The 12074-nt window shown below is 45.0% G+C and carries 11 protein-coding genes; 8 read left to right on the top strand and 3 right to left on the bottom strand.

The genetic code is table 11. From position 1 onward, the window contains the following. The first annotated feature begins 545 nt into the window (after window positions 1-545). The gene (locus G5B42_RS10415) at window positions 546-1289 is read left to right on the top strand and encodes a PorV/PorQ family protein (protein WP_181340415.1); all 744 of its coding nucleotides are present in this window, start codon (window positions 546-548) and stop codon (window positions 1287-1289) included. Window positions 1290-1473: 184 nt separating this feature from the next. Here the strand turns inward: G5B42_RS10415 and G5B42_RS10420 are convergent, their stop codons facing one another. From G5B42_RS10420 to guaA, 3 genes are all read right to left on the bottom strand, one after another. Next, window positions 1474-4407, bottom strand: a complete 2934-nt coding sequence (locus G5B42_RS10420) for an alpha-amylase family glycosyl hydrolase (protein ID WP_181340416.1) — start codon at window positions 4405-4407, stop codon at window positions 1474-1476. A 252-nt stretch (window positions 4408-4659) separates the two neighbouring features. Further along, the gene (locus G5B42_RS10425) at window positions 4660-5685 is read right to left on the bottom strand and encodes a LacI family DNA-binding transcriptional regulator (RefSeq protein WP_181340417.1); all 1026 of its coding nucleotides are present in this window, start codon (window positions 5683-5685) and stop codon (window positions 4660-4662) included. 286 nt (window positions 5686-5971) lie between these two features. After that, on the bottom strand, window positions 5972-7507 hold the full coding sequence (guaA, locus tag G5B42_RS10430; RefSeq protein ID WP_181340418.1) for a glutamine-hydrolyzing GMP synthase: 1536 nt from the start codon (window positions 7505-7507) through the stop codon (window positions 5972-5974). Window positions 7508-7913: 406 nt separating this feature from the next. On the opposite strand from guaA, the gene G5B42_RS10435 reads away from it, so the two are divergent. The 7 genes from G5B42_RS10435 to G5B42_RS10465 all read left to right on the top strand — a co-directional run bounded on the left by G5B42_RS10435 (window position 7914) and on the right by G5B42_RS10465 (window position 11848). Continuing rightward, entirely contained in the window at window positions 7914-8270 is a 357-nt protein-coding gene (locus G5B42_RS10435) for a carboxymuconolactone decarboxylase family protein (protein ID WP_181340419.1), read from the top strand. A gap of 112 nt (window positions 8271-8382) precedes the next feature. Next, the gene (locus G5B42_RS10440; RefSeq protein WP_181340420.1) at window positions 8383-8556 is read left to right on the top strand and encodes a hypothetical protein; all 174 of its coding nucleotides are present in this window, start codon (window positions 8383-8385) and stop codon (window positions 8554-8556) included. A 578-nt stretch (window positions 8557-9134) separates the two neighbouring features. Then, a complete protein-coding gene (locus G5B42_RS10445; RefSeq protein WP_181340421.1) occupies window positions 9135-9686 on the top strand; it encodes a GNAT family N-acetyltransferase in 552 nt (183 codons plus the stop codon). A 102-nt stretch (window positions 9687-9788) separates the two neighbouring features. Next, window positions 9789-10499 carry a DUF6064 family protein gene (locus tag G5B42_RS10450; protein WP_181340422.1) on the top strand — a complete coding sequence of 237 codons (711 nt, stop codon included), beginning with the start codon at window positions 9789-9791 and terminating at the stop codon, window positions 10497-10499. A 64-nt stretch (window positions 10500-10563) separates the two neighbouring features. Then, the gene (locus G5B42_RS10455; protein WP_181340423.1) at window positions 10564-11250 is read left to right on the top strand and encodes a class I SAM-dependent methyltransferase; all 687 of its coding nucleotides are present in this window, start codon (window positions 10564-10566) and stop codon (window positions 11248-11250) included. A 122-nt stretch (window positions 11251-11372) separates the two neighbouring features. Further along, complete coding sequence (locus tag G5B42_RS10460; protein WP_181340424.1) at window positions 11373-11573, top strand: hypothetical protein; 201 nt, start codon at window positions 11373-11375, stop codon at window positions 11571-11573. 50 nt (window positions 11574-11623) lie between these two features. Further along, a complete protein-coding gene (locus G5B42_RS10465; RefSeq protein WP_181340425.1) occupies window positions 11624-11848 on the top strand; it encodes a hypothetical protein in 225 nt (74 codons plus the stop codon). Window positions 11849-12074: the final 226 nt, after the last annotated feature.

The raw sequence follows: 12074 nt of genomic DNA on the forward strand, positions 1-12074 counted from the left end.
CACACTAATCTGGACTTGATCGCCTGGAGCGATGGAAGAGCGGCCAGGATTTTTAATTTGAGATACATAATTGACATAAAAGGCAGGAAAATAAAGGTTAGTGCCGAAATGAAATGATAATATTTAACTAGGGTGTATAAGAATGGTAACGATTTGTAGTATTACAAATCGGCTAAGAGTCACTTTTTCATGCGTTACGAACTTCATTTGTTGGAAGGAGGAACCGATCTTAGATATATTCAAGCATATTAGGCCATGCGTCGTTAAAGACGACAGAAAAATATAAACATGTGAGTCGGAGGAAACTGACTGATATAAATTATGAACCTTATTAGGTTATTATATTTAACATGGAATTTATATGTAATAGTCGTCTATTAAACGTTATCGGCAATGCGCTTCAGGGCGCGGAAAGTCGATTCATGATGTCGAATAGGTAATCATGAAGATAACGCGATCTGCAATTTGCCGAGAAAGATAAAGGTTGAACAAAGCAGGATAATTTATTTAGAGAAGGGTTAAAGTAGAAAAGAGGCTCTAATAAAATGAAGAAAGCGATAATCATCGACGTCCTTTGTAAACTTCTGCTGATGGTGTCAATTCCTGCACAGGGCTGTGTAGGTAGTAGGCCTCTTGGAATGGGTGGTGCTTTTATCAGCTTAGCTGATAGTGTGGAAGCTGTTTATTGGAATCCAGCTGGGCTAACTCAGATAGACGGCGAATACATTCATTTTACCTTAACCGTTAACGAGAAAGATCAAATGGGGTATAGGTCTTTCTTTGCTTTCAATAAAAATTTCAATAACATCTCAGCAGGGTTTTCATATATTACAAGGCTTAGAAGTTGGAATGTGCTTGAAGAATGGTATGTAGTATCGTTAGCAAGAAAAATAAATCGAAAGACTTCAGTTGGCATAAACGGACGATATGAGGTACATAGCAACGGCTTTACTGATGAACAGATTGACCTGTGTGGTTTATATAATTTAACAGATCAGCTGAGAATAGGGTTTTTATATCAAAGTATAAACAATTTCCGGCCAAGTATTTCATATCGCATAAACAACAACACTGTTATATGCATGGATATTTATAACGCTTTGCATAATAGAGCGATTCTGTCTGGGGAACATAGAATAATGTGGGGAATCGAATCATTAATACATGATGTGGGGATTAGACTAGGCATGTATGCGGGTGACTGGACTTTTGGGGTAGGGTATAAAAGTATAGATATGACGGTTATGAACCGAAATAATTTAATCATCTTGTTGGGATTTACAATTTAATTTTTCACCTTAATTTTATACGTCATATTCTTGAACTATCAAATAGAAAAGGGAAGTACAGTCGAACATCAGATACAACGGGCCGCCTCCTTGGTGGCAAATGCCGAGCACCGATACTCTCCACCAAAAAAGGTCCGGAAAATTATGCTTTCCGGACCTTTTCCCATTACCGCATGCCAAACCTTTATTTTTTCGCAATCAGAACCCGGCCGTAATATGGCGGCACCGTCAGGGTCAAGACCCCGTTCCGCGCCGTCAGCTCTTCCCCGTTTAGCGCATCAACAAATGTGGCCGGCAGCTTCAACTCTTGCAGGTCAAGCTTAACCTGCTGCGCAGTGGGGGCGTTGCTGACCGCAACCACAGCAACCTGGTCTTGATCCTCCCGCCAGAAAACGATCACATGGTTGTCGACATAGATGGGCTCCACGCTGCCTCGACGCAAGACTGCATACTTATTCCGCAGCGCAACCAAACGCTTGACTTCGGCCAGAAGTTCTTCGTCGGGATTACCGCCATCTTCCTTCCACGGGTAGGTGCCACGGTTGAACGGATCCTCACCGCCGGTGACCCCCACTTCGTCCCCATAATAGATGGCCGGGGCGCCGGGGTAGGTCATCTGGAAGAAGACGGTTAGTTTTAGTTTCCGCTTCGCCAATTCGATGACGTCCGGGCTCTCTCCTTCGTCCTTATAGCCATACTCAAAGAGGGCCCGCGGTACATCATGGCTGGAGATCAGGTTCATCAGCGCGTAATAGGCCTGCGGTGGATAGTGTTCGCGGGTCATCTCCAGGACATTAAGGGTCTCCTGGGCCCGTTGGCCGTTAGCGTAATCGAGCATGGCCTGGCGGAAGATATAGTTCATGGTCGAATCAAACATATCACCCAGGAAGTATTTGGAGGCGTCAAACCAGGTTTCAGCGATCGTAATGGCATCCGGGTTGGTCGCTTTAACCTCACGCCGCCATTCCCGCCAGAACTCATCGGTAACCCACGGGGTCACGTCCATCCGCCACCCGCCAATCCCTTTCTTCAGCCAATATTTGGTCACCGAGTCCTCATCGCGGTAGGCGAAGTTTTTGTAACTGTCGCTCTCCTTTAGATTGGCCAAGGTGGGGTTGGCCCATTGCTGATATGCTTGGTCCGGATTGGTCGCGCCCTCGACAAACTCATACCAGTCATAGTAGGGCGAGTTCTTGTTGATCTTTTCCTTCTCAAAAGCGCCGTCGGTGCTGTATTTGCCGTAACGGTCCATGTAAATGGAGTCGGAACCGGAATGGTTAAGCGAAGTATCAAGGATGATCCGGATCCCGCGCGCCTTCGCCTCCGCTACTAGTGCGGCAAACTCTTCTTCGGTCCCGAAATTATCATCGATCCGGTGGTAATCGGCGGTATCGTACTTGTGATTGCTGGGCGCTTCAAAGATCGGATTTAAGTAGATTGTGTTGATGCCGAGGTCTTTGAGGTAATCCAGCTTTTGCCGGATCCCGGCCAGGTCACCACCGAAGAAATCATTGCACCATTCGTCATCGTCGGTGGTGTTCCCGTCGGCATTCCCCGGAACCCACGGTTTATCCAGCCAATTTTTGTGGAACTCAATATCTCTGTTGCCGTAGAATTTGGTGACCCCCGGGACGGGATCATTAGCCTTATCCCCGTTTTTGAACCGTTCGGGGAAGATATAGTAGATCACCGCATCCTTGGCCCAGTCGGGCGTCTGGTACTCTGGGTCATAGACCGTCTGTTTAAACCAGATGATCCGGTCATCACCCGCCACATAGGCGCTCCCCACCCCGCCGGTCCCGAGGATCCGGTTGTTCACAATGTTAATCGGCTGGGTATTATTGGCATACACCACAGTTTCCTTGCCGTCCACGGCTTCGAAATAATAGCCGTAGACACTCATGTCGGTAAAACGGACCGTAACCTGCCATAATTCCCGCGACTTGTCCGTCGACAATCCCACCTTTTGCATGGGGTATTTCACTTGCTCCAGATACTCGATCTTCTCCCGGTTTCCGTGGATCTTTTCTTTGGCAATAACGATCCGCGCCCTCTCCAGGTCATTGGCCTTCGCGGAAAGGGTGAAGGTCACCTCGGTTCCCTGCGGCACCGCCCCAAAGGGGGTCTTGTACTGGTGATCCCGCGAATTATAGTACAAACTTGCGGCTACAACCTTCCCGTCCAAGCCTGCCAGGGTTTCAATGTAATCGCAAGAAAGTTCCTTGGTGCGCAGGTCATAGGTTAAAGTGACCGGATAATTGCCGGCAACTTCATTGAAGTGAATCGTTTTGGTCCCAACCAATTCAGCACCCATATAGATATTAAAAGTATACTTCCGCTTTCCGGCGGGCAGGCGAACCTGGCCGCGGTAAATATTGTCCTTGTCGTTATCTTCCATCGCTACGTCTGCAAAGCCTTCGCCCTTAATGGTTGGGATCCGCTCCGCCTCGACCGGGATGTAGTTCACCGAATCCCAGGTCGTATTCGTCGCCAGGTCATGGTAGAAAGTAACCTCCTGCGCCTGCGTCAGGACCAACGGAATCCCTTCGCCCTGCCGCTGACCGCGGTAACCGTAGATCATTTGGTCCGAACCGTCATACTGGACCCGATAGCTGTGAAGGCCTCTGGGGACCCGGACCTTCAACTCGTAAAGGTCGTCTCCGACCGGCTTCATCAAATTGTCCTTAATGTTCAATCCGATAATCCGGATCTGTTGCGGGGTCGGATAAGGCTTGATCCCGCTATTGATCGAATCCAAAATCTCCTTGGTTTTATAATCAAAGACAAAACGGACTTGGTAGTTATCCTCCGGCACAACCAGTGGAATGTTGGGTCCGTGAGGCACCCCGTTCAAACCATAGTTCTCGCTCCAACTGCCGTTAATCGCCACTTTGTACTCCCAGTACCCCTTGGGCAAGACGGCAATAAATTCGTATACCCCATTCCCCTTGGGCTGCATCTGCGTGATCCGGTCCCCCGGCGCCCAATCCGCGCCACCCAGAGCCCCTTGGATCGTCCCTGGCAGCACCACCAGCAGGTTGTCAATGTCGGCAGCCACTAAACTTTCCATCGCAAGCATGAGTAACACGCAGAGTATCACTACGACCCGTCTTTTCATGTCAAACCTCCTGTACCGCTCTTTTTCGCTTTCTCACGAATGACGATTCTCCTCACCGCTTCTTTGGCTTCCTCGCAGCCAACGAGTGCCGGCTCACCTCCTCCCCGCTGAACAGCTCGGCGCAGTATAACTTACTAATTCCATATTTAATTAATTTAAAGGCAAAGTCTAAGATCATGGTTAAACGTTTAATCTTAATGGCAAAAAATTCTTTCCTGATGATTCAGAGAACCCTTTATGTGATCCCTTCATTCAAGATCTCAATGTTTTAACCGATTCCCGCATCACAAGAGTAACCGGAAGAACCACTTGAGAGGCGGCGACTTCCTCCCCAAAAATCAGTTTGATTAACAAGGTGGCGGCAATCCGCCCTTTGGCGAAGATATCCTGGTCAACGGTGGTGAGGGCCGGCTTGAGAAATTCGGGGTAAAGGACACCGTCAAAACTGACAATGGACAAATCGGCGGGGACCTGACACTTGGTCTCCCGCAAGCGTTTTAAAACCCCAATCGTCATAATATCGGCCATGGAAAAGAGGCCCGTGATCTCGGGTGCTTGTTGGAGCAAACGGCTGATCCCTTCGTAGCCTCCCTGCGTCGAAATCTTCGTTTCGTAAACATACTTGCGGTTGACTGTTAAGCCCCGTTCGGCTAAGGCTTTTTTATACCCTTGAAAACGCCGCTCGGCAACTCCCTGGGGAAACAACTCACCGGTCAGAAAACCAATCTTTTCGTGTCCCATGGCCAACAGGTGTTGGGTGGCAAGATAGCCGCCGTATTCATCATCGATCCGGACAGTACAAAACCGGCTGTCCTCTACATAGGAGTCGACCAGGACCACCGGGATGTTGATCTGGGCCAAACAGGTAACCAATTCTTCGTAAGCACCAACGACAATTAAGCCGTCCAGATCGCGCTGTTGGACCAGATCCCTGACCGCCTGCGGCCGGTCGCCCAGTCCCATCAGTAAAATATGGTAATGGTGCTGGGAAGTAACCACTTCAACCCCCCGCACCAGTTCACTGTAAAAGGGATTATCAAACATTAGACCCTGTTTCGCATCCTGGTCCCAGTAGGGAATCAACACCCCAATCAGGTTGGTCCGGTAGTTGACCAGGCCCCGCGCGTTAAAGTTGGGCTGGTAATTCATCTCTTTGACCGCTTGTAACACTTTTGCGCGGGTCTCCGGGCTAATCGGCTTGGTGTTGTTAATCACATAAGAAACCGTAGCAATCGAAACCCCGGCCTTTTTCGCGATATCTTTGATTGTTACCCGCATGCAATGGCCACCTTTAGTTAAACGTTTAACCTTTCGCTTATAAAAATTCGCGCCCCAACGAAAAATTCCTGCCTTTCCTGGAAAGATTTTCTTCGTCCTCGCCGGCTTCTGATCGTTCAAAGTGGCCGGTCTTGCTAATCCATTATGTCTGATTGAAATTGACGCCATTGCTGTAGTCGAAGATAAAGGGGAGTGAAAAGGGAAAGGGGGAGCTTAGGGAAAAGCTTGACCCCGAAAACCGTTGGGTAAAGGTGGTCAAGCTTTTCCCCTGGGACGTCATTGGACTTTATTCCCACTCAATCGTGGCGGGCGGTTTGGTGGTAACGTCATAAACCACCCGGTTGACATGGGGGACTTCGTTGACGATCCGGTTGGCGATCCGGGCCAGTACCTCATGGGGGAAACGGTACCAGTCGGCCGTCATGCCGTCATCGCTGGTGATGGCGCGCAGCGCAATGGGGTAGGCGTAAGTCCGTTGGTCGCCCATCACGCCGACCGTGCGGAGATCGAGCAAGACGGGAAAGGCTTGCCAGATCTCCCGGTAAAGGCCGGCCTTTTTGATCTCCTCAATAAAGATTGCATCGGCTTCCCGCAGGATGGCCAGTTTTTCCCGGGTGACTTCGCCCAGAATCCGGATGGCCAGGCCCGGTCCGGGGAAGGGATGACGCCACAGCAGCTCCTCGGGGATCCGCAATTCACTGCCCAGCCGGCGGACTTCATCCTTGAACAGGAATTTCAATGGCTCGATCAATTTGAATTGTAAATCTTCGGGGAGGCCGCCCACATTATGGTGGGATTTAATGACGGACGCGGTCGCCGTGCCGCTCTCGATCACGTCGGGGTAGACCGTACCCTGCACCAGATAGTCAATTTTCCCAAGTTTGGCGGCTTCACGTTCAAAGACCCGGATGAATTCGGCGCCGATAATTTTGCGTTTCTGTTCCGGATCCCGCACGCCGGCCAGTTTTTCCAAAAATTCCTCGGCAGCGTCCACCTTGATGATTTTCATCTTAAAGATCCGGGTCAAGGTCGCCATCACTTGTTCGGCCTCGTTCTTGCGGAGCAGCCCATGGTCAACGAAGATGCAGGTTAAACGGTCACCGATGGCTTGATGGACTAAAACAGCCGCGACCGAACTGTCAACCCCGCCGGAAAGCGCACAAACCGCCTGTTCGTTTTCCCCGACGGTTTGCCGGATTTGGGCAACCGTGTTTTCAATAAAGGATTCCATTGTCCAGGTCCCGGACAAGGCAGCCACTTTAAAGAGGAAGTTGGCGAGAAGTACCTTTCCCTGCGTGGTATGGACGACTTCCGGATGAAACTGGACGGCATAAAGGTTGGCCTCCGGATTGCCCATGGCGGCGATGGGGGTATTGTCGGTGGTGGCGGTTACCGTAAAGCCGGGAGGGACCTCTTTGACAAGGTCGCCGTGGCTCATCCAGACGGTCATCTCTTGGGGCAAGCCGGCAAAGAGTTGGTTTTCCTCTTTGACCAATAAAGCCGTTTTGCCGTATTCGCGCTTCTCCGTGGCCTCGACCACGCCACCCAGATCTTTTGCCATCAATTGCATGCCGTAACAGATGCCGAGGATCGGTAGACCCATCTGGTAAAGGCGGGGATCGACCGCCGGGGCACCGGGTTCATAGACACTCCTGGCTCCGCCCGAGAAGATCAGGGCCCGGGGATTGATCTTTTGGATCTGTTCATAGGTTGCATTGTAGGGGACAATTTCACAATAAACTTGCAGTTCGCGGATGCGGCGGGCGATCAGTTGCGTATACTGTCCGCCGAAGTCGAGAATTAACACTAATTCTTGTGTCACTTTGCTCCTCCTTATATTTTAAAATAAAATAGAGTTAAGTTTGCCGAAAATAAAGCCAAGCCAAGACCGGGGTGGCCGATCTGAAACATGACTCTTTTTTTCCCCAAAAAGTAGGTTATTCCTACCTCCGGCTTAAAGATTTACATTAGTTTTTCTATGGGCATTGGCTTGATGCTATTATTTGGTTGAAACATTGGGAATATAACTTTGCTGGTTTTTGCTTTGTTTGGGATAAGGTTGGTTTAATCTATAAAACCCGGAGCTATAAAAATAGGCACGGGTTTGTTTTTGTTGATTGCAGCTTATGGCAAAGTTCGCTTTAAATGGGAGGGGAATAGAGATTGCTAGAGAATGGTTAATATGCTTAAGGAGAGAAAAATGATAATTGGAGAGGGAGACATAATTAATGGATGATAAAGATCGCGAAAAAATCGAAAAGATTATTGACGACAGAAAAAGAGCTCATTCATATTTCATGAACAAATCAAAAGTTTATCGTTCCTTTGTCGACATGGAACAAAAGACTTATTCCGACGGTGCACTAGAGAAAAAATATAAGGAATTAATCGCGATTGGCATCTCAATAATAATGAATTGCGAGTCTTGCCTTGAATGGCACATCAAGCAAGCCTTGGACTCAGGAGCAACTGAAGAGCAAATAATTGAAGCTATTGAGGTAGGGATAGAAATGGGTGGAGGACCAGCAACCGTATCAAGCAGATTTGCTCTTAAAGTGTTAGATTATTACAGGGATAAAAAGTAACTGACAAAGTTGGTCATGAGCCGGGGTAGGAAATAGAAAAATGAAGAGATTGACCATATAGGTTTTGCCGGAAAGCTTTGAAAAAATGTGGATAAAAGGATAATGATGCTATTTGATTAATAAATATAAAATTTTTGATGTTCACATCCATATCTTCCCTGACAAAATTGCCCAAAAGGCCGTCGAGAATATCGGAAGGTATTACCAGATCGATATGTATGAAAATGGTACCGTTGACGCCCTGCTGGAAAGCGGCCGGCAACTTGGCGTCGACCGCTTGTCATGACTTAGAAAACATGATACTATTTAAGGAAAAAGAGGAAATGTTTAGAATAATCACTCTGCCCTTGCAGTCATTGGGGTGATAAATTGAAGAAGATAGAGAAACGGTTGTTAAACCTGGCAATAGGTGAATTTGCAGCCCTAATTACATTTGTTATTTTATTTAGATTGTTAAATCTAGGAATGGCTTGTTTACTATCATTTTCTTATCTCGCAATTATCTTATTGCAAGGAAGCATGTATTGGTTTTATAGATATATATTGTTAATTAAGAGAAAAAGCCTTAGCCGGAAGGCGATAGGAATCCTTAGTTTTGTTAGGCAATTAAACATAGTTCTAGCAGTGGCGATAATTATCATAATGCCTATTATTAAAAGCAACAATAAAGACTTAATAATTGCCATTGGAATATTTATCTTCGGAATAGTTGAGTACATAAACTACTTTTGGTATAGGTTAAGTTATGGGAAATCAGGATTTAATATTAGAATCCTACTAAATAAAAAAATACAAAAATCCAGTATAAACAAGTTGATTTGCAAATGCTAGATAAGATGCAACATAACAATGTGGGTGAGAACATTGAAAATCATTGATTTAAAAAGAGAAAACAAGGAATTGATCGAACAAACTGCTGTACTTTTGTATGAAAGTTTTAAGGATATATCTCCAGCTTGGCCGACTATCGAACTGGCACGGGATGAAGTGTATGCGTCAATTGGAGAAGATAAGATCAGTCGAATTGCAATAAACCATGACAATGTTGTTCTGGGATGGATTGGCGGAATAAGCATGTATAATGGGAATGTATGGGAGTTGCATCCGCTTGTGGTTAAGGAAGAGTATAGGGGCCGAGGTATTGGAAAAGCCTTGGTAAACGATTTAGAAGAGAAGGTTAAAGAACGTGGTGGATTGACAATTTGGTTAGGAACTGATGATGAGGATAATTCTACGTCCCTCTCAAATACCGATTTATATGAAAATCTTTATGAAAAGATAGCCAATATTAGGAATTTGAAAAGGCACCCCTTTACATTTTACCAAAAAATGGGCTTTATTATTGTAGGGGTAATGCCAGACGCAAATGGTATAGGGAAACCTGATATTTATATGGCCAAAAAAGTAAGCAAATGACTATAAAAAAAACTTGATGAAACTTAAATCCATGGCCGTCGGCAATCGGCAGGCGTTATCAGACTTGCGGTGAAAGTTTATTTTTGATGGGAGGAAGAGTTGGTGACCGGATTTAGTCCTGCTGATTTCGGTAGAGCGTTTAATAAAATCCAAATCGAGTATCAAACAGGGATCGGCGCCTACTTGGCTCCTGTTTTTCATATTGTAGCTTTTTTACTCATTTGTTCCCTTTTTATTGGTAAGAAGAAAAGCAAAAACTATTTTAGTCTTTGGTTTACCGTAAATTATTCATGGATACTTTTATACGTAGGAATATATATGTTCTATCGATTTTATCAAGAGATAGGTATCCAGAGTATAGTGTTTTGGGGAATTATGCCTCTTCTGCTCACATATATTTTGCTTAATTGGATTCGGGAGACCAAAAACCCCAAAACCAATTATAATTTTACAAAGAGCAGCAAATGGCGTTTTTTAATAATTCCACTTGTCGCATTTGGTTTCTGGTATCCGACATACATTTATGGACACGGGTTTGTTTTTTTACCAAAGGATCTATTGTTTTCATTTTTTGGGCTTATGCCATGTCCAACAACAATAGTAATCTTAGGATTATTGTCAATCCAATATCCCGATGTAAATAAGAATCTTTTCAACGCCTTGACTTTATTTGCAGTATGGGTTGGAACCTTACAATTATTAATTGGTTACGTTCCCGATTATCCTCTGGCTATTGTTGGCTACTATTCCCTCTTCTTAATTGTAAAAAATCATTTCAAATGGCATCGCACTAAGGCCCGGTCTGCGCTTTAAGGTCCATGGCCGTCGGTAATCGGCAGACGTTAGATTACATAGGTCGCCGGGAAGCCGGCCATCCGTGGCCGGCAAGGAAGGATGGGGGAAGAAAATGTCAGGAACTGTTTGGGATAATATCTATAAAGAATATTTGGCGGGGGGACAAGCTTGGGCTTCTCTTAAAGATGATATTAACCCCTCCTTTATGTCATTTATCGAAAGCTCAACATTTCCAGTCAAATTGGCATTAGATATTGGATGTGGACAGGGTAAATATCTGAAGTACCTTCAAGAGAAAGGCTTTAAAACAGTTGGGCTTGATTCCAGCGAATCAGCAATAATGATGACAAAAGATTTGCTTGATAACCAAGGAAAATTTATTTTGGCTGATATGTTCGAATATAAATATCCGCTAAATACTTATGGTCTAATTATATCCCATGCTGCTCTCTATCATGGAGAAAAGAAAAAGGTAATTGCCCTTTTAAATAAGATTTATGATGCACTGATGAAAAAGGGAAAAGTGTTTATATCATTGCCGGATGAGGAATGCATAAAGAACTGGGCAATAATGGCTGAACATGAGACTTTGGAAGATGGCACTTGTATCCCATTGATTGGACCAGAAAAAGGACTGCCGCATTCGTTTTTTTCAAAGGAAGAGATAGACAAGCTATTTTCTAAATATTCCAGAATAAAAACGGATTTGGAACCCAGATCGGCGCAAATGGAGAGGTTACACGCGCATTTTCTAAATATTCCAGAATAAAAACGGATTTGGATGAACAAGGAAGATGGATTATTACTGGAGAGAAATAGATAAGTAATTGGATTGTAAGAAGTCAAAGATAAAAATATTATGGGATAGAATATCATGTTCAGGAGGGAACAATGAAGGAATACAGGTATAAAGAGGGATTAATTGGCGGGCTGTCTGGAGGGTTGGGGCCGCTGTTTGGTGTTCCCATTGGTTTTTATATTGCAGAGGCTGCCGGTGTGGACTCTATAGTATATATAGCTTTAATATGTTCATTATTAGCATGCTTTTTTGGTCATCTAATAATGAAAATCCTCTTTAAACTTTGGAAATAGTTGGCCAAACATACTCATTTTGCTGATTAGGCTAAGGAGCTGTTCAAACAATGGGGTATTTATTGGTTTTGCTTAAATTGTTATTAATTGTTTTACAGATTGTAATGCTGACGCATTTAGCGACCGAAGCGAAGTTGTCTGCAGAAGATAAGAGGAGTTGGGTAATAGGTTTTGTTTTGTTTGGTGGAATTACTTCGCTAATATACTATTTCGATATTTACAGACCAGCCAAAAAGGCACAAAATGATTTATGGGGCGAAGCGAAAGATATTTAGGGTAAGTGAACATATTCGTTTTACAAAGATAAAATTTAAGGAAAACGAAAACCTGGATCTATGAATGGTAGGTCCAGGTTTTTATTTAGTGGAGAAAATTTGCGATTAACAGTATGTAACGATTCCATACATTACGACATTCATTCGTAACGGGCATGCTTCGGATCAAGTCCAGATTAGTGTGTAAATTCCTCAGTTATCAATAAGTGTTTGTGGTAGTATAAGA

It is taken from the genome of Capillibacterium thermochitinicola (assembly GCF_013664685.1).
GTDB classification, from domain to species: Bacteria; Bacillota; UBA4882; order UBA10575; family UBA10575; genus Capillibacterium; species Capillibacterium thermochitinicola.